The 22,892-nt window shown below is 71.7% G+C and carries 19 protein-coding genes and 1 pseudogene; 8 read left to right on the top strand and 12 right to left on the bottom strand.

Going from position 1 to position 22,892, the window contains the following annotated elements; translation table 11 throughout:
• Positions 1–59: 59 nt before the first annotated feature.
• Positions 60–2,231 carry a S9 family peptidase gene (locus DEJ09_RS02700; RefSeq protein ID WP_111047942.1) on the bottom strand — a complete coding sequence of 724 codons (2,172 nt, stop codon included), beginning with the start codon at positions 2,229–2,231 and terminating at the stop codon, positions 60–62.
• 29 nt (positions 2,232–2,260) lie between these two features.
• Positions 2,261–3,460 (bottom strand): Fic family protein, encoded by a 1,200-nt coding sequence (locus tag DEJ09_RS02695; protein ID WP_111087565.1) that lies wholly within the window; start codon positions 3,458–3,460, stop codon positions 2,261–2,263.
• A 146-nt stretch (positions 3,461–3,606) separates the two neighbouring features.
• Here DEJ09_RS02695 and DEJ09_RS02690 point away from each other — a divergent pair, with 146 nt between their 5' ends.
• The gene (locus DEJ09_RS02690; protein ID WP_111087564.1) at positions 3,607–4,806 is read left to right on the top strand and encodes an amidohydrolase; all 1,200 of its coding nucleotides are present in this window, start codon (positions 3,607–3,609) and stop codon (positions 4,804–4,806) included.
• A gap of 88 nt (positions 4,807–4,894) precedes the next feature.
• Here the strand turns inward: DEJ09_RS02690 and DEJ09_RS02685 are convergent, their stop codons facing one another.
• Together DEJ09_RS02685 and DEJ09_RS02680 are read right to left on the bottom strand one after the other, a co-directional pair.
• Positions 4,895–5,785 (bottom strand): aminodeoxychorismate lyase, encoded by an 891-nt coding sequence (locus DEJ09_RS02685; RefSeq protein WP_027464735.1) that lies wholly within the window; start codon positions 5,783–5,785, stop codon positions 4,895–4,897.
• Positions 5,786–5,804: 19 nt separating this feature from the next.
• A complete protein-coding gene (locus DEJ09_RS02680; RefSeq protein ID WP_027464736.1) occupies positions 5,805–6,155 on the bottom strand; it encodes a tryptophan synthase subunit alpha in 351 nt (116 codons plus the stop codon).
• A 64-nt stretch (positions 6,156–6,219) separates the two neighbouring features.
• On the opposite strand from DEJ09_RS02680, the gene DEJ09_RS02675 reads away from it, so the two are divergent.
• Positions 6,220–6,744 carry an 8-oxo-dGTP diphosphatase gene (locus tag DEJ09_RS02675; RefSeq protein WP_173035538.1) on the top strand — a complete coding sequence of 175 codons (525 nt, stop codon included), beginning with the start codon at positions 6,220–6,222 and terminating at the stop codon, positions 6,742–6,744.
• 3 nt (positions 6,745–6,747) lie between these two features.
• Here the strand turns inward: DEJ09_RS02675 and DEJ09_RS02670 are convergent, their stop codons facing one another.
• The 3 genes from DEJ09_RS02670 to DEJ09_RS02660 form a co-directional block, all read right to left on the bottom strand.
• Entirely contained in the window at positions 6,748–7,035 is a 288-nt protein-coding gene (locus DEJ09_RS02670; protein ID WP_110864711.1) for a hypothetical protein, read from the bottom strand.
• A gap of 16 nt (positions 7,036–7,051) precedes the next feature.
• On the bottom strand, positions 7,052–8,353 hold the full coding sequence (locus DEJ09_RS02665) for an ABC transporter permease (RefSeq protein WP_071405578.1): 1,302 nt from the start codon (positions 8,351–8,353) through the stop codon (positions 7,052–7,054).
• A 229-nt stretch (positions 8,354–8,582) separates the two neighbouring features.
• Positions 8,583–10,271, bottom strand: coding sequence for a sodium:proton antiporter (locus tag DEJ09_RS02660; RefSeq protein ID WP_111087562.1), 1,689 nt, complete (start codon positions 10,269–10,271; stop codon positions 8,583–8,585).
• A 115-nt stretch (positions 10,272–10,386) separates the two neighbouring features.
• Between DEJ09_RS02660 and DEJ09_RS02655 the strand changes: the two genes are divergently transcribed.
• The 3 genes from DEJ09_RS02655 to DEJ09_RS02645 all read left to right on the top strand — a co-directional run bounded on the left by DEJ09_RS02655 (position 10,387) and on the right by DEJ09_RS02645 (position 13,873).
• Positions 10,387–11,643, top strand: coding sequence for an inorganic phosphate transporter (locus DEJ09_RS02655; protein ID WP_035807670.1), 1,257 nt, complete (start codon positions 10,387–10,389; stop codon positions 11,641–11,643).
• Positions 11,643–11,939 (top strand): hypothetical protein, encoded by a 297-nt coding sequence (locus DEJ09_RS02650; RefSeq protein ID WP_027464739.1) that lies wholly within the window; start codon positions 11,643–11,645, stop codon positions 11,937–11,939. Before DEJ09_RS02655 ends, DEJ09_RS02650 begins: the two co-directional genes overlap by 1 nt.
• Before the next feature lie 473 nt (positions 11,940–12,412).
• Entirely contained in the window at positions 12,413–13,873 is a 1,461-nt protein-coding gene (locus tag DEJ09_RS02645) for an aspartate ammonia-lyase (RefSeq protein WP_258370489.1), read from the top strand.
• Positions 13,874–14,188: 315 nt separating this feature from the next.
• Here the strand turns inward: DEJ09_RS02645 and DEJ09_RS18500 are convergent.
• Positions 14,189–15,019: pseudogene (locus DEJ09_RS18500) on the bottom strand (YihY/virulence factor BrkB family protein); the annotation flags it as partial.
• Between the two features lie 191 nt (positions 15,020–15,210).
• Complete coding sequence (locus DEJ09_RS02630) at positions 15,211–16,530, bottom strand: MFS transporter (protein ID WP_111087560.1); 1,320 nt, start codon at positions 16,528–16,530, stop codon at positions 15,211–15,213.
• Between the two features lie 69 nt (positions 16,531–16,599).
• On the opposite strand from DEJ09_RS02630, the gene DEJ09_RS02625 reads away from it, so the two are divergent.
• From DEJ09_RS02625 to DEJ09_RS02615, 3 genes are all read left to right on the top strand, one after another.
• Positions 16,600–16,971 (top strand): FKBP-type peptidyl-prolyl cis-trans isomerase, encoded by a 372-nt coding sequence (locus DEJ09_RS02625; RefSeq protein WP_173035534.1) that lies wholly within the window; start codon positions 16,600–16,602, stop codon positions 16,969–16,971.
• The gene (locus DEJ09_RS02620; protein ID WP_027464743.1) at positions 16,971–17,807 is read left to right on the top strand and encodes an aldo/keto reductase; all 837 of its coding nucleotides are present in this window, start codon (positions 16,971–16,973) and stop codon (positions 17,805–17,807) included. Before DEJ09_RS02625 ends, DEJ09_RS02620 begins: the two co-directional genes overlap by 1 nt.
• 78 nt (positions 17,808–17,885) lie before the next feature.
• The gene (locus tag DEJ09_RS02615; RefSeq protein ID WP_241660464.1) at positions 17,886–20,129 is read left to right on the top strand and encodes an ATP-binding domain-containing protein; all 2,244 of its coding nucleotides are present in this window, start codon (positions 17,886–17,888) and stop codon (positions 20,127–20,129) included.
• A 150-nt stretch (positions 20,130–20,279) separates the two neighbouring features.
• Here DEJ09_RS02615 and DEJ09_RS02610 read toward each other — a convergent pair whose 3' ends face one another.
• The 3 genes from DEJ09_RS02610 to DEJ09_RS02600 are packed head-to-tail and all read right to left on the bottom strand — an operon-like array spanning position 20,280 to position 22,763.
• Positions 20,280–20,549, bottom strand: coding sequence for a protealysin inhibitor emfourin (locus DEJ09_RS02610; RefSeq protein ID WP_111087559.1), 270 nt, complete (start codon positions 20,547–20,549; stop codon positions 20,280–20,282).
• Positions 20,550–20,578: 29 nt separating this feature from the next.
• A complete protein-coding gene (locus DEJ09_RS02605) occupies positions 20,579–21,628 on the bottom strand; it encodes a M4 family metallopeptidase (RefSeq protein WP_111087558.1) in 1,050 nt (349 codons plus the stop codon).
• 58 nt (positions 21,629–21,686) lie between these two features.
• On the bottom strand, positions 21,687–22,763 hold the full coding sequence (locus DEJ09_RS02600; protein ID WP_146245545.1) for a glycoside hydrolase family 6 protein: 1,077 nt from the start codon (positions 22,761–22,763) through the stop codon (positions 21,687–21,689).
• Between the last annotated feature and the right edge of the window lie 129 nt (positions 22,764–22,892).

Genomic DNA, 22,892 nt, shown 5'->3' with positions numbered 1-22,892 from the left:
AGAGGTCGGGTCCCGCGTTCGGACCCGACCTCTTCTGCTCACGAAGTGCGAGGCGTCGCTCAGCCCGCGGCGATCGGGTTGGCGGTCGCGGCGGCGGGCGTCTCGTCGGCGAGCCCGAGCACGTCGAGCAGCCAGGCGAGTTCGAACGCCCGCTCCTTCCACGACGCGTAGCGACCGCTGACACCACCGTGGCCGGCGGACATCTCGGTCTTCAGCAGCACGGGCGCGCCGACCTCGCGGAGCTTCGCGGTCCACTTCGCGGGCTCGACGTACAGCACGCGGGTGTCGTTGATCGAGGTCACGGCGAGGATCTGCGGGTACTGCACGTCGTCGCGGACGTTCTCGTACGGGGTGTACTCGCTCATGTAGCGGTAGACCTCGGCGTCGTGCAGCGGGTCGCCCCACTCGTCCCACTCGATGACGGTGAGGGGCAGGTCCGGGTCGAGGATGCTCGTCAGGGCGTCGACGAACGGCACGGCGGCCAGGATGCCGGCGAACCGCTCTGGTGCGAGGTTGGCGACCGCACCCATCAGGAGCCCGCCCGCGCTGCCGCCCTCGGCCACGAGACGGTCGGCGCTCGTCCGGCCGGACTCGATCAGGTGCTCGGCGACCGCGACGAAGTCGGTGAAGGTGTTCTTCTTCGTCAGGGTCTTGCCGTTCTCGTACCAGTGCCGGCCGAGCTCACCGCCACCACGGACGTGCGCGACGGCGAAGACGACACCGCGGTCGAGCATCGACAGGCGCATGACGCTGAAGCCGGGGTCGATCGAGTGTTCGTACGAGCCGTAGCCGTAGAGGTGCAGCGGTGCCGGGGTGCCGTCCTCGACGGCGTCACGACGCCAGACGAGCGAGATCGGCACGCGGGTGCCGTCCGAGGCGGTCGCCCAGTCGCGCTCCTGCACGTAGTCGGCCGGGTCGTAGCCGCCGAGCACGGGCTGACGCTTCAGGACGGTGACCTCGCCGGTGGCCAGGTCGAGGTCGCTGACCTCGGAGGGGGTCACGAACGACGTGTACCCGATGCGGAGCGTCGGCTGCTCCCACTCCGGGTTGCCGCCGAGCCCCGCCGAGAACAGTGCTTCGTCGAAGGGGACCTCATGCGCGTCGCCGTAGCCGTCGCCCTCGATCGGGATGATCGCGACGCGGGGGAGCGCCTCGGACCGGTACTCCAGGGCGAGGTGTCCGGCGAAGGCGTCGACCGACTCGATGCGGCGCTCGGTGTGGTGCGCCACGACGACGCGGCGGTCACGCTCGGACGTCGGGTCGTCGGCGGGGACGTCGACGAGCTCGAAGTTCTCGGCGCCGTCGTTGTGCAGCACCAGGAACCGGTCGCTGCCGCCCACGATGGCGTGCTCGATCTCGTACTCGACACCCTCACGGCGGGGCCAGACGACCTGGAACTCACCGGTGGGGTCCGCAGCGTCGAGGACGTGCGCCTCGGACGTGATCTTCGAGCCGAGCTCGATGACGATGTACTGCGACGAACGGGTGACACCGACACCGACCCAGTAGCGGTCGTCGGGTTCCTCGAACACCAGGACGTCCTCGGACGCCGCGGTGCCGACCGTGTGGCGCCAGATCTTGTCCGGACGCCACGACTCGTCGACCGTGGGGTAGAAGACGTAGCGGCCGGCCGGGTCGAACGTGGCGCCGGCGCCCGTGTTCGGGATGGCGTCGCCGAGGTCGGTCCCCGAGGCCAGGTCGCGCACGTGCAGGGTGTACCGCTCGTCGCCCTCGACGTCGATGCCGTAGACCAGGCGGGTGCCGTCGTCGCTGATGTCGTAGGTGCCGAGGGAGAAGAACTCGTGGCCGTCGGCCAGGGCGTTGCCGTCGAGGACTACCTGCTCGCCGGGGAGTGTCGACTCGCCCTCGACGACGGCGGGCGGCGTCCAGTCGTCGGGGCCGGCGACGGGCACGCGGCAGTGCACGCCGTACTGGCTGCCCTCAGCGGTGCGGGTGAAGTACCACCAGTCGCCCATGCGGACCGGCACGGAGAGGTCGGTCTCCTGGACGCGGCTCTTCACCTCGGCGAAGATGCGGTCCCGCAGCGGCGCGAGGTGCGCGGTGGCGGCGTCGGTGTGGGCGTTCTCGGCTTCGAGGTACGCCAGGGTGTCGGGGGATTCCTTGTCCCGCAGCCACTCGTAGTCGTCGACGAAGTCGATGCCGTGGTGGGTCCGTGTCACGGGCCGCTTGGCGGCGCTGGGCGGGGTGGATGCGGTGTGCTCGTTGCTCACCGTCCCACCCTATTCGCCCGCACCCCCGGTCAGGCCGCCGTGCGCTCGCGCCCGCCCACCGCCGCCTGCACCCGCCGCTCGAACGCCTCGAGCTCGTCGACCACGGCGGGCGCGACCCACGCGCGGTCACGGCGACGAACGGTGACCGGACGGAGCACTCCCGCCAGCACCAGGTCGTGGGTGACGCGCTCGACCTCGTCGGTGGTGAGCAGGGTGTCCAGGTGCGATTCGGTCAGGACGGGGTCGTCGGCGAGCGCACGGCCGACGACGGCGTGCGGGCCCGAGGCGCAGGGGCCGACGGACCGATCGGCGTCGTGCTCGGCGAGCAGCAGGGCGCTCAGCGTCGCCTCGTCGCACACCGTCCCGATCGCCAGGGCCAGGTCGACCACGAACCCGGTGACCTTGCCGTCGCGGTACTGCTCGAGGTGCCGGAAGTACCGCCGCCGATCCGCCGCGAGCGCGGTGGCCACCGGTGCCGTGACCGTGGTCGTCACCCCGCGACGCCGGAGCACGGCACCGATCAGCGCGCGCCCGATCCGACCGTTGCCGTCGGTGAACGGGTGGATCGACTCGAACTGGGCGTGGGCGATCGCGGCCTGGGCGATCGGGTGCAGGTCCACACGGTGCACGAACGCGAACAGGTCGGCCATCAGCGGTGCCACGAGCTCGGGCGGTGGTGGCACGTACACGGCGTCGCGGGGCGTGGCGCCGCCGCCGATCCAGTTCTGCACGTCGCGGTACCGGCCGGCGTACCGTCCGTCCACCGGGTCGTCGCGCATCAGCAGGCGGTGTGCCTCGAGGAAGGAGGCCTCGGTGACGGTGCCCGAGTCCGCTCCGGACACCAGGTGCTCGACGGCGCCACCGGCCCGGACGACCGCGGTGGCCCCCGTGTTCGCGCGGATGCCGACGAGTGCCCGCGCCAGGTCGTCGATCGTCGCGGACTCGTCCTCGATCCGCGACGACGCGACGGCTTCGGTCCGGCCGAGCACGGACCCGAGCGGCGCGAGCCGGGAGCCGTGGTGGACGTCGAGGGCGCGCAGGGCCGTGGCGCTCCGGTCGAGCAGCGCGACGGTGTCGTCGTCGGGCGTCCACCGAGCCCTCGCGATGGACGGGGGCAGCGACACCCGCACGGTGGTCACCAGCCGGTCGTCACGGCACCCGCGGACGGCGCTGCGCCACGGTCGCTCGCTGCGTTCGTGCGTGGGCCAGGTGTCGCTCCGGTGTGCCATCCCGCGACGGTAGAGCCACCCGGACGCTCGACGCCAGGAATCGGTATTTCGCCCGCTCGCCGCCGCGCGCACCCGTGCGACTGCGCCCGCCCGCGCCCGTGCGACGGCGCCCGCCCGCGCACCGCGCCCCGCGTACCGTTGGTGCCATGAGCAACTCCTTCGCGATCACCGGTGCCCACGTCGTCCCCGTCTCCGCTCCAGCCTTCGACGGCGGCGCGGTCGTCGTCGAGGACGGCCGGATCACCGCGATCGGTCCGGACGTCTCCCCGCCCGAGGGGATGACGGTCATCGACGCCGCGGGTTCGTGGCTCGTCCCCGGCTTCGTCGAGGCGCACGGCCACGTCGGCATCCACGAGGAGGCCAACGGCGAGGCCGGCAACGACACGAACGAGATGACCGCCCCGAACATGGCCGGCGTCCGCGCGATCGACGCGATCGACATCGACGACGAGGGCTTCCGGGACGCCCTGGCCGGCGGGATCACGAGCATCGTCGTCAAGCCCGGCTCCGGCAACCCGATCGGCGGGCAGAGCGTCGCCATCAAGACCTGGGGTGGCCGGACGATCGACGAGCAGCTCATCTCCGACTCGGTGAGCGTGAAGAGCGCCCTCGGCGAGAACCCGAAGCGGGTCTACGGCGGCAAGGGCCAGACGCCCTCGACCCGGCTCGGCGTCGCGAAGATCATCCGCGACGCCTTCGTGGAGGCGCAGAACTACAAGGCCGCCCGCGACGCCGCAGCCGCGAAGGACGAGCCGTTCGCCCGCGACCTGACGAAGGAGACGCTCGTCCGGGTGCTCGACGGCGAGCTCGTCTGGGACCAGCACACCCACCGCCACGACGACATCGCCACCGCGATCCGCCTGTCCGAGGAGTTCGGCTACCGCCTCGTCGTGAACCACGGCACCGAGGCGCACAAGATCGCCGACGTGCTGGCCGCCAAGGACATCCCGGTCATCTACGGCCCGCTCTTCACCAGCCGCTCGAAGGTCGAGCTCCGCGACCGCGGCATCCCGAACCTCGCCACCATCGCGGCGGCCGGGGTCCGGGTCGCCATCACGACGGACGCGCCGGTCGTGCCGATCAACATGCTCGTCGACCAGGCGACCGCCGCCGTGAAGGAGGGCCTGCCCGCCCAGACCGCACTCGAGGCCCTCACCGTCAACCCGGCCGAGTTCCTCGGGTTCGGGGACCGCGTCGGTCGGCTGGCCGAGGGCTACGACGCCGACCTCGTGCTCTGGGACGGCGACCCGCTCGACGCGACCAGCCGCGCGACGCGCGTCTGGATCGAGGGCAAGCCCGTCTTCGCGTGGGCCGACGGGGCCGGCGTCACCACGCCGCGCTGGTAGCGGGTGCACAGCCGGGAGGCCCGGATCGCGACGTGCCTGCGGGTCGCGATCCGGGCCTCCAGGCCGTTGCGCCGGGGGCGCCGCGTGCTCAGACCTCGCGCGCCAGCAGGAAGTCGTTGATCCGCGTCGTGAGCTCGGCGTCGATCGGACGCGCGTCGCCGTTCACCGAGCGGATCGGCGCGGCCTGCCGCACGCTCGACACGAGCCAGAGCGCGTCCGCCGCTGCCAGGTCGGCGAGGGTGACGAGTTCGTAGGCGGTCTCGATGCCCTCCTGCTCGGCGAAGCGGAACACGTCCGCCTGCGTCGTGCCGGCCAGGATCCCGATGTCGGTGCGGGGCGTGACGAGCCGGTCGCCGACCTTCATGATCAGGTTGGCGCGGGTGCCCTCGAGCACGTAGCCGTCGCTCGAGACGAACAGGGCGTCGTCGGCGCCGCGGCGGACGGCCTCGCGCAGGGCGGCCATGTTGACGCCGTACGACAGCGTCTTCGCGCCCTGCAGCAGCCACGGCGAGGTGCGCTCGACGTCGTGCCGGTACCCGCGGTCCAGGACGACGACGGAGATGCCCTCGGTGCGGGCGGCCGTGGAGTCACCCGACGGCGCGGCGTAGACCCACCCGGTCGGACGGTCGGTGCCCTCGACCCCACGGGTCAGGACGGTCTTGGCGAAGGCCTCGCGCACCGGGTCGAGGCGGGCGCAGACGGCCTCGATGGCCTGGCGCCAGGCCTCCGGGTCGGGCGCGGGCAGGTCGAGCATCGCGGCGGAGCGGCCGAAGCGGGCGAGGTGCGCCTCGAGGGCCTGGGGCCGACCGTCGATCACCGTGATCGTCTCGAACACGCCGTCGCCGCGCGTGACGCCGAGGTCCTGCACCTGCACGTGCTCCTCGAGCGGCTTCGCCCAGGTGAAGGCGTCGGCCGCGGGGTCGTGCGGCGCGGCGTCGCGGGAGGGCTGGTTGAGGACGGCGAGCACGGTTTCGGTCATGCGTCCATCCAACCGCAGCTCAGCCGGCTTCGGGCAGCGCGCCCAGCAGCTTCCACACGGCGGGCGTCAGCTCGGGGTGCTGCAGCGCGATCCGGCGCAGCCGGTGGTACTCCTCGCCCAGCCGGGTGCCCTGCCCGGACGCCGGGTGGCTCGACCACTGCGCGTGCCGCTTGCCGATCGCCTCGTCCAGGTCGACGGCGTCCGCGCGCAGGATCAGCACGACCTGCTCGTCGACGGTGGGGAGCGTCGGCATGAACTCCCACGGGTCCTCGCCCTGACGACTGCGGTGCTCGACGAGCATCGAGATCTCCTCGGCGGCTTCGGCGCGCAGCACTTCGAGGCTGCGCCCGGTCCTGCGGGGCTCAGCCATGGTGCCCCCGCAGCACGCCTGCCATGGGAAAAGCGTACGACACTCCATCGGTCACACTGGACGCGTGACCCTTCGCGACGAGAGCAAGTCCCAGCATCCCCGGGTGGTGGTCGTGTACCTGCTGCGCGACGGCGAGGCAGGCCCCGAGGTCCTGCTGGGGGAGAAGCGCCGCGGCCTCGGAACGGGCCGTCTGGTCGGCCCCGGCGGCAAGCGCGAGCCCGGTGAGTCGGCGGTCGAGACCGCCGTGCGCGAGGTGCGTGAAGAGGTCGGCCTGCGGCTCGACGCGGTCGACCTGGAGGCCCGTGGCACGTTGGACTACCGGTTCCCGTACCGACCGTCCTGGTCCCAGGTCTCGGACGTCTTCGTCTGCCGCCGCTGGCAGGGAGACCCGTCGGGCTCCGACGAACTGGAGCCGCGGTGGATCCCCGTCGACACCGTGCCCTACGACGCGATGTGGGACGACGCCCGCTACTGGCTGCCGGGCGTGCTCGCCGGGGGCAGCGTCCGCGCGCGGTTCACGTTCGCCGAGGACGACGCGACGGTCGCCGGGTTCACCGGGACGGGCGTCGGCGTGGGCGTGGGTGACTAGCGGCTAGCGCGGCTGCTGGGTGCGGGTGCTGCCGGTGCGCGCTTCCTCGGCGGCGGCCATGACGTCGGCGTCGCCGCTCCGGCCACCCAGGGGCCGCACGAAGAAGTCGATGATGCCGACGACGATCGCGCCGATCATCGAGAACATCGCCCACCCGACGAACAGCCCGGCGGTGCCGCGGCCGTCGGCGGGCGCGAGCAGGACGCTCGCGGCGTAGAAGCCGACCGTCATCACGAGGAACACGACGACGACGGTGATGAGGACGCGGTGCCAGGTGATGCGGGGGTTCATCCGATCAGGATACGCGTCAGCGGTCGGCGTGCTTGCCGTGCGGAGCCGCCGCTGGTCGCGGTTCCTTCCGGTTCGCGGGGCGCTGCACGGCGATGCGCCCGGTCGGCGTCGCGTCCGGCTCGAGGCCGTCGCGACCGCCGGTGAAGACGTCACCGCCGGTGCGGTCGTCCTCCCAGTCGTCGTCCCGCAGCACGCTCAGGGTGCCGGTCTCGGTGGAGGTCAGGCCGTGGCGCTCGAGCTCGGCGTCGCGCTGCCCGCCGAGGAACTCGCGGTTGGCGGTGTTGGCGTCCTGGAACATCGTGGTCCGGCCGGTGACGATCGCCCGGATCCGTCGGCGCTCCCACCACTTCTTGCCGAAGTACATCAGCACCAGGCCGGCCGTGGCGTAGCAGGCCATCGTGATCAGGCCGCGGGCCGGGCCGGGGCCGACGCCGTAGACCTGGTGCTTGATCATGTCGACCATGCTCGAGCCGACGACGACGTTGTTCAGCCAGGCGAAGGGCTCGGGCATGAACCACTTCGGGTAGGCGCCGCCGGACGACGGCATGGACAGGAAGACGAAGCAGATCATCGCGGGTGCGGCGATGAACCGGCCGACGAAGTAGCTCAGGCCGTTCACCGCCAGGCCGATCGCCACGATCCAGCCCCAGGCGATGAGCACGAGCTGGATCCAGTGCCCGTGGATGGCGCCGAGCACGGGCCCGGCGAGCGTGTTCGTGATGAGCGAGATGACGAGGCCGCCGACCACGATGACCGTCATCCGGGTGCGGTGCCGGAGCGGGCCGCCCATGATGCCGATGAACATCGCGACCATGTAGCCGCCGATGCACCACGCGAGCATGACGTACATCGCGACGGTGCCGTACTCGTCCCACGCCGGCAGCGGTGCGAGCTCGGTGACCTTCGGGGTCGCCACGCCCAGGCCGGTCAGCACCGCGGTGAGGGTGGCCGGGACGAGGCTCGCGACCTGGAACTGGTGGGCGCTCGCCTTGAAGAACTCGTTCGCAGCGGGGTCGTACGCGACCGCCATGGAGCCACCCACCACGTCGCGCTTCGCCTGCGCGAGCGAGTCGTACGTGTGGAACACGAACTCGCCCGGCAACGCCTGCTGCACCGCCTGCACGAACGCCGGGTCGCTGCCGATCAGGGCGATCGGGACGTCGTGTGGGTGCGGGGCGTGGAACGCGAAGACGTAGCACAGGCAGAACCCGACGATGAAGAACAGCGGCATCCAGAGCTGCAGGCCGATCAGCTGCAGCGACGGGTGCAGGGTCGAGTACCACCGGCGGTAGGCGCCGTGCTGCTGGGGCGCGGGCACCGGAGCCTGTCGCCGGGGTCCCGAACGCGTGTGCCCGGCGACCTTGCCGCCACGACGCGGCTTGGTCCCACGTGCGGAGGGCCTGGTCCCACGCGGCTTCGGCGGCGTGGGACGGGAACCGCCGGGGCGCTCCGGTCCGTCGTCGTTCCTGGGGACGTCGTTCCGCGGCGTGCTCACTCGGCGCTCTGCTCCTGCTCTCGATCGGAGCGCCAGGATACGCCCGGGGTGCTCAGGAGCGACTGCGCGACGCCTGCGCCGAGTCCATCGCGAGCTCCTCGGCGTCGAGGGTCACGAGCACGCGGCGCATGACCTCCTCGTCGAGGTTCCCCTTCTCACGCTCCTCGAGCACGATCTCGCGGCGGCGGTCGAGGAGCTCGCGTCGGATGTCCTGGATCTGCGAGCCCCGGAGGCGCAGTGCGACGTTCCGCCCCTCGTCCTCTTCTTCCTCGGCGTCCTGACGGAACGTCTCGGCCTGCCGCTCGAGTCGCGCCTTCAGCCGGTTCACCACCGAGTCGACGGCCTCCGAGCCGTACTGCTTCGCCCACGCCGGGCGCCGCTTCTCGAGCAGCTCGATCGCGGACTCGGTCGTGCGCTGGTTGAGTCGCATCTCGCTGCGCACGTCTTCCTCGCCCTCGGCCGGGTCCTGCACCTTGAGCGCGCGGATGACGAACGGCAGGGTGAGTCCCTGCAGCAGCAGGGTCCCGACGGTGACGAAGAAGGCGATGATGAAGATGGTGTCCTGCGCCGGGATCTGCGTCGGGCTCGCCACGACCGACACGGCTGCGGCAAGGGTCACCACGCCGCGCATGCCCGTCCACGAGATGACGGTGAGCTCCCGCCAGTTGAGCTTCGGCTCGGCCGAACCGCGCATCCAGCGCAGCGACGGGTGCCCGCGGGACAGCTTGATCCGCAGCGGGCGAAGCCACTTCCCGTTGAACCGGTTGCGCGCGTAGGACTCGAACACGAACAGCGGCCGCACCAGGATCACCACCGCGAGCACGACGGCCGCGGCGGTGAGCGTCTGCCCGAGGCTCCGCTCGCTCTCGACCAGGTCTTGCACGACGGTGTTGAGCTGCAGGCCGATGAGCGCGAACACGAAGCCCTCGAGGATGACGTCGATGCTCGTCCAGAGCGGACGCTCCTGCAGGCGTGTCGCGTAGCCCTCCTTCGGCGAGTTGTAGCCGATGTACAGGCCCGCCGTGACGACCGCGATGACCCCGGAGCCGGACAGGTCCTCGGCGAGGATGTAGGCGACGAACGGCAGCAGGATGCTCATGATCGTCTCGACCACGGGGTCGTTGATGCGCATCCGGATCCAGTGCACGACGACGCCGAGCACGATGCCGACGACCAGACCGACGCCGATCGCCAGGCCGAAGATGCCGAGGTCCTGCCAGATCGTCAGCGACGTGCCCGCGATGATGAGCGTGAACACCCGCACCAGGGTCAGCGAGGCCGCGTCGTTGATCAGGCTCTCGCCGGACAGCACGGTCATGACGCGGCGGGGGAGTCCGAGCTTCCGGCCGATCGCGGCCGCGGACACCGCGTCCGGCGGGGCGACGATCGCGCCGAGCAGGATCGCCGCGGGCAGCGTCATGTCCGGGATGAGCAGGTACGCCACCCCGCCGACGACCAGCGCGGTGACGATCACCAGGAAGATGCCGAGCCGTCGGATCTGCTTGATCGAACCGCGGAAGCTCTGCCACGACACGTCGAGCGCCGCCGAGTAGAGCAGCGGCGGCAGGATCACCGTGAGGATGACCTCGGAGTCGATCTCCATCGGCGGCAGCCCGGGCAGGAACGAGGCGGCCAGGGCGACCGCCGTGACGAGCAGCGGAGCGGGGAGCCCCTTGGCCCGGGCGAACCCCGTCACCGCGAGCGATCCGATCAGCAGGATGAGGAGCTCAGCGGTGTCCATGGACGCATTCTCCCATCGGCATGGTTCCGAAGCTGAACGAGTGTGAAGCTGCGGTGAACAACAGGTTGCCGATCAGGTTTGCTCGAAGGGCCGACGCCTGGGACACTTGCCCGCGGTGGACATCACACTCATAGTCGTCCTGGTCATCGCGTTGGCCCTCTTCTTCGACTTCACAAACGGTTTTCACGACACCGCCAACGCGATGGCGACCCCGATCGCGACCGGCGCCATGAAGCCCAAGGTGGCGGTCACCGTCGCTGCGGTGCTCAACCTGGTCGGTGCGTTCCTCAGCACCGCCGTGGCGACGTCGATCTCGCACGGATTGATCAACGAGGGGCCCGGTGGCGTCGCCATCAGCCCCGAGATGATCTTCGCGGGCCTGATCGGGGCAGTCGTCTGGAACATGATCACGTGGCTCCGCGGGCTGCCGTCGTCGTCGTCGCACGCGCTGTTCGGCGGGCTCATCGGTGCCGCGATCGTCGGCGCCGGGTTCCAGTCGGTCAACTACGTCGCGCTGCTGACGGTGGTGATCATCCCGGCGTTCGCCTCGCCCGTGATCGCCGCGCTCGTGTCGTTCCTGTCGACGCGCATCGCGTACCGGATCACGAAGCGTCCGGTGTTCCCGAACGAGCGCGGCGGGTTCCGCATCGGGCAGGTCTTCACCAGCTCGATGGTGTCCCTGGCGCACGGCACGAACGACGCGCAGAAGACGATGGGTGTCATCACGCTGACCCTCATCGCCTCGGGCGCGCAGTCGTCGAACCAGGGCGTGCAGTTCTGGGTCGTCGTCGCCTGTGCCCTCGCGATCGCCCTCGGCACCTACACGGGCGGCTGGCGCATCATCCGCACCCTCGGATCGGGCATCACCGAGATCCGTGCGACGCAGGGCTTCGCCGCCGAGGCCTCGACCGCCGCGACGATCCTCGCCTCCAGCCACCTCGGCTTCGCGCTGTCGACCACGCAGGTGTCCTCGGGCTCGATCATCGGTGCCGGTCTCGGCCGCCGCGGCTCGAAGATCCAGTGGTCGACCGCCGGCAAGATCGTCATCGCCTGGTTCATCACCCTGCCCGCGGCCGCCGCGGTCGGTGCGGTCGCCTCGGGCATCGCCCGCCTTGGCGTCATCGGGCTCGTGCTCGACGCCGTGATCGGTGCCGTCGTGATCCTCGGCCTGTACCTGTGGTCGCTCCGCAAGCCGCACGAGCAGGCCTCCGCGATCGAGGTCGACGTCGCCGCGAACGCGGTCCTGACCCGCAAGGAGCTGCGTGACATGCAGCGCAAGAAGCGTGCCGACGCGGTCGCCCAGCGTCGCGCCGAACTGAGCCGCGAGCGCACGCTCCGTCGCATGGCGGCCCGCAAGGGAGGCCGTCGCTGATGGGCATCGACTGGTTCGCATTCCTCACCGTGGCGCTCGTCGCCGTGGTTTCGTCGTGCTTCGTCGTCGCCGTGTACTCGGTCGGCCTCCGTCTCTGGAGCGCCGCCGACACCCGCGAAGGCAAGTTCACCGTGAAGGACGACGGCACGATCGGCCCGGCCACCGCCGGCTTCCCGAACCCCGCCGGAGCCTCAGCGGCAGCACGCGCACTCCGCGCCGCGGCCATCGCGTGCTTCGTCGTGTGCGGCGCCGTCGTGCTCTACGGCATCTACCTCATCGTCCCGCAGTTCCACTGACGGGCACGCTCATCGAGTGAGCAGAAGACGCCGGGTCGCCCCTCGCGACCCGGCGTCTTCTGCTCACTCGTCGCGCGTTCGCCGCGCCCGCGCACGCGGGCGGCGCGCTTGGTGAGCAGAAGATGTCGAGTCGCCGTGTGGGACCCGACCCCTTCTGCTCACGAAGTGCGCGGGCGGGCGGACGGGAGGCCCGTGGCGGCCTGGCACCGGGCCTCCCGTCCGTCGCGGGCGAGCGGGCGAAATGCCACCGTGCGTCGCGAAGGCGACCACGCCATTTCGCCCGCTCGCGCGGGCGGCGCGCTTGGTGAGCAGAAGATGTCGAGTCCCGCAGCGCGAGCCGACATCTTCTGCTCACGAAGCGACGGGAGGCCCGTGGCGGCACGCCGCCCGCTCCGCCCAGTCCCGGCGCGTTCCCGGACCGGCCGGACGGACGGGACTAGCCTCGACGTGTGACCGGCAACGAGGAGGCACCTGTGACGACGACGACGCGGACCGAGAGCGACTCGCTGGGATCACGAGAGGTCCCGAACGACGCGTACTGGGGCATCAACACGTTGCGGGCACTGGAGAACTTCCCGATCACCTCCGTGCCGATCGCCGTGTACCCGGACCTCATCGAGGCGCTCGTCACCGTCAAGCAGGCGGCGGCGCGGGCGAACCGGGCGATCGGTGTCCTCGACGAGGAGCGCGCCGACGCGATCGACCGTGCCGCGCAGGAGGTCCGCGACGGAGCACTCCGCGAGCAGTTCGTCGTCGACGTCGTGCAGGGCGGCGCCGGGACGAGCACGAACATGAACACGAACGAGGTGCTCGCGAACCGGGCCCTCGAACTCCTGGGCCGTGAGCGGGGCGACTACGCGTACCTGCACCCGATCGACCACGTGAACCGCAGCCAGTCCACGAACGACACGTACCCGACGAGCATCAAGATCGCGATGATCTTCGGGGTCCGACGTCTGATCGTGCAGCTCGAGGAGCTCTCCGCGGCGTTCGCCGAGCGGGGCCGCGCCTTCGCCGACGTGCTGAAGGTGGGCCGGACGCAGCTGCAGGACGCCGTGCCGATGACCCTCGGGCAGGAGTTCACCGGGTTCTCGCACACGATCCAGGAGGACGCGGACCTGCTCCGCAAGGTGATGCCGCTGCTCGCCGAGATGAACCTCGGCGCGACGGCGATCGGCACCGGGATCACCGCGGACCCGCTCTACCGCGACGAGGTCCGTCGGCAGCTGCAGGAGGCGAGCGGCATCGACGTCGTCACCGCCCCCGACCTCATCGAGGCGACGAGTGACGCCGGTGCGTTCATGACCCTGTCCGGCACGGTGAAGCGCAGCGCCGCGAAGCTCTCGAAGATCTGCAACGACCTGCGGCTGCTGTCGTCCGGCCCGCAGGCGGGTCTCGGCGAGATCACGTTGCCCGCTCGCCAGGCCGGTTCGTCGATCATGCCGGGCAAGGTCAACCCGGTGATCCCCGAGGTCGTGAACCAGATCGCCTACGCGGTCGCCGGGGCCGACACCACCGTGACGATGGCGGCGGAGAGCGGGCAGCTGCAGCTCAACGCCTTCGAGCCGATCATCGCCCACTCGATCCTGCAGTCGCTGCAGTGGATGTCCCGCGGCTGCGCGACCCTGCGCGAGCACTGCGTCGTCGGCATCGAGGCGAACGAGGCGAAGCTCGCAGCCCAGGTCGACACCAACGTCGGCGTCGTCACCGCACTGACGCCGTACATCGGGTACGCGGCCGCGGCGTCGATCGCGCACACGGCGTTGACCACCTCGACGCCGATCTCGACGCTCGTCGTGGCCGCGGGCCTGATGGAGGAGGACCAGGTCATGCGCGTGCTCAGCCCGGCACGGCTGTCGGGCATCGAGCTGGCGACGGGCGCGATCCCGATCGTCACCGAGGAGATGCTGGACGCCGAGGCGCGCAAGCGCTGACGCGGGGCGTCCGCACCACAGGAACGCGCGCGCAATCACCGCACGCACGCACACGCCCGTCAGGGCAGCGGCCGCTCGCCCACCCGCACCTGGTGCGCCATCGCCCGCAGGTGCTCTTCGCCCGGGGTCAGCTCGGCGTCCTCTTCCTCGGCGACCCCGCGCGGCCTCGGCCCGCACGTGCTGCGCGGCCGCGATGTCCTGGTCCCGCCAGCGCGCGAGCGTGAAGTTCCGCGTGACGTCCCGCAGCGGCAGCCGGATCGACTCGTCCGCCTCGATGCCGGCGAGCAGCTGCCGCATCCGGATCACCTCGGAGTCGAGCTCCCCGCCGACCACGAGCACGAAGTTCGAGATGTACAGGTACACGAGCAGCAGGATCGCGCCACCGAGCCACCCGTAGGCGCGGTTCCCGCCACCGAGGGTCTCCACGTAGAGGGCGAACCCCACCGTGGCTATGGCCCAGGTCACGATCGCGAACGCGGCACCGGCCGACACCCACCGCAGCTGCGGGGTCTTCACGTTCGGCGTCGCGTAGTAGAGCACCGCCACCATCACGACGAGGTCGGCCGCCAGCACGGGCCACTTCACCACGTTCCACACGTCGTCGATCCAGGGCGCCCAGCCGAGCTGTCGGATCACCGCCTCGGAGATCGTCGGCGTCCCGAGCAGGATGACGATGGCGACGGCGCCGCCGACCATGACGAGCAGCGTGACGAGGAGCATCATGCTGCGGAACTTCCAGATCCGCCGGCCCTCCTCGACCTCGTAGGCAGTGTTCATCGCTCGCCCGAACGCCGTCGCGTAGCCGGACAGTGACCAGAGCGTCAGCACGACGCCGATCGTGAACCCGAGCCACGGGTTGTCCAGGGTCAGCAGCTGCCGGAGCGGCCCCTCGAGGTGCTGGGCGGTCTCCGGCCGGACGATGAACCCGAGGACCTCGACGATGTCGGTCAGGCTGTCGCCCTTGCGGTCGACGATCGACAGCGCCGACACGACCGCCAACGCGGTCGGGAACACCGTCAGGAGCGCGAAGAACGTCAGCGACGCGGCCGCGTCGACGACGCGGTGCCGGATGACCGAGTGGTAGGTGCGCCGGACGACGGCGCGGACTCCCGTCCGCTGGAGGTCGCGCGATGCGCTGTCCGGCATGTGTCGTACGGTACCCGACACGTGACGGCCTGGAGGCGCGTGGCGGGCCCGCCCCGCGCTTCCCGTCCGCCTGTTGGTCGCGTCGCGAGCTCCTGCAAGACACCGGTGTTCACGCTCCGCACCGCGGAACGCGGGTGTTCCACGTGCGAACACCGGTGTCTTGCGGACCCGCACTCGACCGCGGCCCGCGGTCAGTTGGCGTGGGGGTGCAGGGCGTCGTAGCGGCGGAACGAGGGGACCATCCGGAGGAGCAGCGCGACGAGGCCGATGATGAGCACGCCGCCGATGACCGGCGGGTACGCGATGCCGGCCGCGACGACCAGGCCGGCGTACAGGTCGCCGAGCCGTGGGCCGCCCGTGACGACGACGATGAAGATGCCCTGCAGCCGACCGCGCATGCCGTCCGGCGACGCCGCCTGCAGGATCGTGTTCCGGAACACCGAGCTGACGTTGTCCGCACCGCCGGCCATCGCCAGGAACAGCGCCGCGAGCCCGAGCGCCGGCAGGATCTCGACGCCGAACGCCTCGCCCGAGCGGCCGCCGAGCACGTGCGCCAGCGCGATGACCACACCGAACGCCGCGATCGCCCCGCCGTACGCCGTGATGGCCCAGCCGACGGCCTCACCCTGGCGTCGGACGTGCCCGAGCGGCCCGGAGAACACGCTCGACAGCAGCGCCCCGATCGCGTACGCGGCGGTCAGGGTACCGACGGTGATCGACCCACCGCCGATGACGAGCGCGCCGATCGCGGGGAACAGCACACGCGGCTGCCCGAAGGTCATCGCGATGATGTCGAGCACGAACGTCATAGTGATGTTGCGCGACCGCCGCAGGAACTTCGCGCCCTCGATGAGCGAGCCGAGCCCCGGCCGCAGTGCGTCCTGGTCGGCGGCCATCCGGGGCAGCGTGAACACCCCGAGGAACGCGAACGTGAACAGCACGACGTCGATCGTGTACGTCGGCGCGAACCCGACGGTCGCGATGAGCACACCGGCGATCGCCGGACCCACGGTGACCTGGAACCCGGACGCGATCCCGCCCAGGGCGCTCGCCGCGGGCAGCAGGTCGGTGCCGACGAGCCGCGGGACGATGGCCGAGCGGGAGGCGTTGCTGACGGTCGCCGCCACGGCGTTCACCGTCGCGAGCACGTAGAGCAGTGCGACGCTGTGCAGGTCGAGCCAGGCGTGCGTGGCGATCAGGGCGACGGCGACCCACGCGATGATCGACGACACGAGCGCGACGAGGCGTCGGTCGAAGGCGTCCGCGAGCATCCCGCCGTACAGGCCGGCGACGATCATCGGCACGAGCGCGATGACACCCACCAGGGCCACGGCGAAGGTCGAGCGGGTGATCTCGTAGACCTCGAGCCCGACGGCGACGGTGGTCATCTGGGTACCGATGCCGGCGATCGCCGTGCCGGCCCAGAGCCGGGCGAAGGCGGGGGAGCGGCGGAGCGGGGTGAGGTCGGCGAGCAGGCGGCGGCGCGGCGGTGCGGGAGTCGATGGTGTCACGGTGGAACCATTCTGCGGGCTGGACGCTCGTTGCGCGTGCCCGGTGCGCGCTCTGGTTGACTGACGGGCATGACTGACCTGAACAGCAAGCCCGAGTTCGACGCCCCCGAGGGCCCCGCCCCCACCGAGCTCGTCATCACCGACATCGTCGAGGGCTCCGGCGAGGAAGCGTCCGCCGGCTCGACCGTCAAGGTCCACTACGCCGGCGTCGAGTACGAGACCGGCGAGGAGTTCGACAGCTCCTGGAACCGCGGCGAGCCCATCGACTTCCCGCTCGCGGCCCTGGTGCGCGGCTGGCAGGAGGGCATCCCCGGCATGAAGGTCGGCGGACGCCGCAAGCTCGTCGTCCCGCCGGAGCTCGCCTACGGCCCCGCCGGTGGTGGCCACTTCCTGTCCGGCAAGACCCTCATCTTCGTGATCGACCTGCTCGGGGTCCGCTGATGCAGGTCGGTGCCCCGACGATCGAGCTGAACGACGGCCACCGGTTCCCGGAGCTCGGCCTCGGCACCTACGGCCTGAACGGCGACGAGGGCGCGGCGGCGGTCGGTACCGCGATCGCGAGCGGCTACCGGCTGCTCGACACGGCGCTGAACTACGGCAACGAGGACGCCGTCGGCAAGGCGGTCCGTGAGTCCGAGGTGGCGCGCGAGGACCTCGTCGTCACGTCGAAGCTCCCCGGCCGGCACCACGGCTACGACGAGGCGCACCGCTCGATCGACGAGACCCTCGGCAACCTGGGGCTCGACCACGTCGACCTGTACCTGATCCACTGGCCGAACCCGTCGGTGGACAAGTTCGTCGACACCTGGAAGGCGTTCGTCGACCTCCGCGACAGCGGCAAGGTCCGCTCGATCGGCGTCTCGAACTTCACGCCCGAGCACCTGCGCCGGATCGTCGACGCCACCGGGGTCGCCCCGGCCGTCAACCAGGTGGAGCTGCACCCGTACTTCCCCCAGGCGGAGCTGCGGAAGGTGCACCAGGAGCTCGGCATCGTGACCGAGAGCTGGAGCCCGCTCGCGAAGCGGTCGGAACTGCTCACCGAGCAGCCGATCGTCGATGCCGCCGCGGCGCACGGGGTGGCCCCCGGCCAGGTCGTGCTGCGCTGGCACGTCCAGCTCGGTGCCGTGCCGGTGCCGAAGTCGGGCGACGCCGCCCGCCAGAAGGAGAACCTCGACGTCTTCGGCTTCGAGCTGACCGACGACGAGGTGCAGGCGATCTCCGCGCTCGAGCGCGGTCGTCTGTGGGACGGCGACCCGGACACGCACGAAGAGATGTGACTCCGACGCGACCCTTCGGGGACAGCGGGGCTCCCGGTGGGCAGTACACTGGTTCCCCCTCTTCCCGAAGGGTTGCGTGTGTCCGAACCGACCGAGATCGACCGTGAACGCGGCTACGTCGACGGCCTCTTCCGTCGTCTCGACGAGCTGACCGCCGAGGCCGAACAGCGCCTCGCCGAGACCCGCCGACAGGCGGTCGGCGGGAACCACCAGAGCCGCAGCGAGCGCGACGCGTACGCGAGGCTCTACGAGGACACCGTCGCGACGCTCGAGCGGGTGGGGGACCGTCTGGTCTTCGGCCGGCTCGAGGTCGCCGAGCCCGACAACCCCGACGACACCTTCCGGTACATCGGCCGTGTGGGGCTGCGCGACGCCGAGCACCGGCCGCTGCTGCTCGACTGGCGCGTCCCCGGTGCCAGCGCCTTCTACCAGGCCACCGCCGCGCACCCGATGGGCATGCGCTCCCGCCGGCACCTGTCGCTGCAGGGCCGTCGCGTGGTCGGCGTCGAGGACGAGGTGTTCGACGCCTCGCTCTACGACGACGAGCGCACCCACCTGCAGGGCGAGGGGGCGCTGCTCGCCGCGGTGACCGCCGAGCGCACCGGCCGGATGACCGACATCGTCGCGACGATCCAGGGTGAGCAGGACCGCATCATCCGCTCCCCGCTCGAGGGCGTGCTCATCGTGCAGGGCGGCCCCGGCACCGGCAAGACCGCCGTGGCGCTGCACCGCGCCGCCTACCTGCTCTACTCCTACCGCGAGCGGCTGCGGGGCTCCGGCGTGCTCATGGTCGGCCCGTCCCCGGCGTTCCTGACCTACATCGAGCAGGTGCTCCCGTCGCTCGGCGAGACCGGTGTCGTGATGGCGTCGCTCGGCTCGCTCTACCCGGGCGTGCACGCGACGACGCACGACACCCGCGACGTCGCCGCCGTGAAGGGCGCCGCGCAGATGGCGTCACTGTTGCGCCGGGCCGTGCGCTCGCGCCAGGTCGTGCCGACCGAGTCGGTCACGCTCGACATCGAGGGCGAGCGGCTCGTCGTGCCGCCGCAGCTCGTCGCCGACGCCATGAAGCGCGCGCAGGACCGCGGCAAGCCGCACAACGCCGCCCGCGTCACGTTCAACAAGACCGCCCTCGACGCGATGACCCGCCTGCTCGCCGAGCAGCTGCGGGAGCGCGGCACCACGGTGGACGAGGCCGACGAGAAGGTCCTGCGCGAGGACATCCGGAGTTCGTACGACGCCCGTGTGCTGCTCAACACCGCGTGGTTGCCGCTGCCGCCGGAGAAGTTCCTCGAGGACCTCTACGCCCGGCCGAACTGGCTCGCCTCGCTCACCCCCGACTGGACCCCGGAGCGCCGCGCCCTGCTGCAGCGCGCCCGCGGTACGGCCTGGACCGTCGAGGACGTCCCCCTGCTCGACGAGGCCGCCGAACTGCTCGGCCCGTTCGACCCGACCGGCGGCGCCGCCAAGCGCGCGGCGAAGGCCAGCCGGAACCGTGACATCGAGAACGCCCGCCAGGCCATCGAGAACATGGGTGTCGAGGGCATCGTCAGCGCCGAGCAGGTCGCCGGCTCGTTCGCCGAGGGCGGCGACCCCCGCTCCACCGCCGAGCGCGCCGCCGACGACCGCGAGTGGACCTACGGGCACATCGTCGTCGACGAGGCGCAGGAGCTCTCGCCGATGCAGTGGCGCGTGCTCGCCCGCCGCAACCCGCTGCGCTCGTTCACGATCGTCGGCGACATGGCGCAGGGTTCCTCGCCGGGTGCCGCGCGCACCTGGGACGACGTCATCGGGGCGCTCGCGCGTCGCCGACGCGGCCGTGCGCCGCAGGTGCCGCTCGACCACCGCATCGAGCAGCTCACGGTGAACTACCGCACCCCGCGCTCCATCGTCGAGGCCGCCGGGGCCTTCGCGGACAGTGCCGGCCTCACCGTCACCCGCAACGAGGCCGTGCGCGACGGCGACCCCGTCGAGCGTGTCCGCGTCGCCCGGGCCGACCTGCTCGACACCGTCGTGGCCGTTGCCGACGCCGAGCGTGCCCGGATCGGCTCCGGCACCATCGGCGTCATCGTCCCCGAGGCCCAGGTCGACACGGTCCGGCAGCGGCTCGCCCGCACCGAGGCGGACGTCCGGGGCCTCGCCTCGCCGAACGCCGGCTCGCTCACGGTGCTGACGGGTGCGGACGCCAAGGGTCTGGAGTTCGACGGCGTGCTGCTCGTCGACCCGGACGGCGTGGGTGCCGACGCCGCCCGCGCCGCCGCCGCGGTGTACGTCGCGATGACGCGTCCGACACGTCGCCTGACGGTCATCGACGTCGACTGACGGTCGTGCGTGTGTCCCCGCGCCCTTCGTGCGCAGGAACGGTCGGGTCCGTCGGTCCCACGCGACCGTTCCTGCGCACGATCGGTGGGCGGTGGCGTCCCCGCGGGGCGGACGGGAGGCCCGGTGCGGGCCCGCCACGGGCCTCCCGGATCAGGTCGGGTCGCCCTCGGACCGCACCCGCGCGACCAGGTCGGCCCACGGGCCGTCGAGGCGGCGACCCGGGATCGTCACGGTGGTGCGCTCGACGGTGATCGTCCAGCTGAAGTCGTCGGGGACGGGCGCAGCCGTCGGTGCCGGGGTGCGCCGCAGCGCGTCGACGACGTCGGACCACGCCGTGGGGTCGTTGCTCGTGTCGGTGTCGACCCGCCAGCGTCGTGTGGTGCCGGCGAAGCCCCCGGAGCGGCGGACCTCGATGCGCATGGCCCCGACGGTACGCCCGGGTGGCCTGCTCAGTCGAGCACGCCCACCTGCTGCCAGGCCTGACGGACCGCGGTCTGCTCGGCGGAACCGTCCCCGAACCGCCGCCCGGCCGCGTCGACGGTGACGGTGGCGAAGCCGGCGAAGTCGATCGAGGCGGTCACCTCGGCCGACGTCAGGGCGTCCCACCAGACGGCGCCGGCGCCCAGCCACGCGGGGCCGCCGATGGCCGTGGCGGCCAGGAAGAACGCGTGGTTCGGGATCCCGGAGTTCGTGTGGACCCCGCCGGCGTCGTCCGTGGTGTCGACGAACCCGGCCATGGTCGCCGGTTGCGGGTCCTTCCCGAGCACCGGGTCGTCGTACGCGGTGCCGGGGGCTCGCATCGACCGGAGGGCGTCGCCCTGCACGGCGTCGGTGAACAGCCCCTCGCCGATGAGCCAGCTCGCCTGCTCCGCCGTCTGCCCCGCCGCGTACTGGGCGACCAGGGAACCGAAGACGTCGCTGATCGACTCGTTGAGGGCGCCCGACTGGCCCTGGTAGGTCAGGTCGGCGGTGTACTGCGTGACGCCGTGCGCGAGCTCGTGGCCGATGACCTCGAGCGCGACGGTGAAGCGGCGGAACACCTCGTCGTCGCCGTCGCCGAACACCATCCGGTTGCCGTCCCAGTAGGCGTTGTCGTAGTCCTGTCCGTAGTGCACGGTCGCGTCGAGGGGGAGCCCGGCGCCGTCGATCGACACCCGGCCGAACACCTCGAGCCAGAAGGCGTGCGTGGCGCCGAGGCCCGCGTACGCCTCGTCGACCGCGGCGTCACCGGAGTCGGCGTCGCCCTCGCGCCGGACGACGGTGCCGGGCAGCGTCGTGGTGCCGTGCGCATCGGCGATCGTCCGCTGCGGGGAGCGGTCGACGGCACCGCTGACGCCGCGCGGTGCGACCAGGTGCTCGTGCTTCGGCGCCTGCACGGCGTCGAGCGAGGCCAGTGCGGTGCGTGCCGCCGAGGCCGCCCGGGGGAACGCGTCGGCGTCGGCGACGGCGCGGAGCAGGTAGGGCGGGACGACGGAGCGGATGCGGTCGGTCGCGGTCATGCGCACATGCAACCACCGGGCACCGACACGGCCCTGCGCGGGCCGTCTCGTGGCGTGGTCAGTCGCGCTTGCGGTGCTCGACGAGGGCCAGGGCGTACGACTCCCACCACTGGCCGGCCGCGGGGCCGCCGTTGCAGGTGCCGTCGCTGAGCCCGGGCGTCTTCACCCAGAGCAGGGCGTCGAGCCGGGTGCTGCCGCCGGTGACGTGCGGCTCCTGGCCGAGGCCGGCGCCCTCGGGGTTGCACCAGGTTCCCCGCCACCCCTGCCCGTTGCGGGAGACGTCGATGACGAAGTGCGGGTCCCCGCCGATCGCGTCGGCGAGCTCGTCGGCGTACGCGCGCTCCTGGTCGACCCGGTAGAAGTTCGACACGTTCGTGAAGAAGCCCTGCACCTCGTCGACGCCGGCCTGCCGCAGCCAGTCCGCCATGGTCGCGGTCGGCACGCGGTTCTCGTTGCCGCCGTCCAGGTACACGGTGAGGCCGTGGCCGGTCAGGGCGTCGACGGCCTTGCGCAGCAGGGGCAGGCGTTCGTCGCGCAGCCGCTCGCAGTTCTGGATCTGGGCGATCGAGTCGGGCTCGACGAGCACGACGGCGTGCGAACCGGCCATCGCCCGGACGGCGGACCGGACCCACGGCAGGTAGGCGTCGTCCTCGGTGCCGCCCTTCGAGTAGCTGCCGCAGTCACGGTCCGGGATGTTGTAGAGGACGAACACGGGGGTGCCACCGCGTTGCTCCGCCGTGCTGACCACCGACCGGATCGTCGAGCGGGTCTCGGCCCGCGAGGTGTTCGTCAGCCACGTCGCGATCGGCTGGTCGGCGATCACCGCGATCTGCTCGGCGGTCTCGGCGTCGCCCTCGGCCCGGGCCTGGCGCTCGCGGAGGCCGGCCTGGTTCACGGCGGTCGGCTGGCGCGCGAGCCCGCCCGGGAACGCCTCGGCCGCGGACTTCCGCTCGGCGACGCTGCGGCCGCTCGGGGTACGGTCGCCGTCCGGCTGGCCGCCGTTCCACGGGCCGACGACCACGAGGGTCGTGACGACCGCGGCGACGACGACGGCCGCAGCGGCGATCCACCCCCACTGCCGCAGGCCGCCGGTGCGGTTGCGGCGTGGGGTGCTGGGTGCCTCGTGCTCCGGCATGCTGCGGTGCTCCTGATCTGACCGTGCGGTGTCGGTGGTGCGGGCACCGATCGCGCCCGGACCCATGCTGACAGGTGCGGGGGAGTCCTGACCAGCGCCGATCCGCGATCGCCCAGGTGTCGCACCGAC

This window comes from Curtobacterium sp. MCLR17_055, assembly GCF_003234305.1.
In the GTDB taxonomy this organism is placed as follows: domain Bacteria; phylum Actinomycetota; class Actinomycetes; order Actinomycetales; family Microbacteriaceae; genus Curtobacterium; species Curtobacterium flaccumfaciens.
Note: the sequence above shows the minus strand (reverse complement) of the source record. Positions and strands in the feature narration are given on the sequence as shown.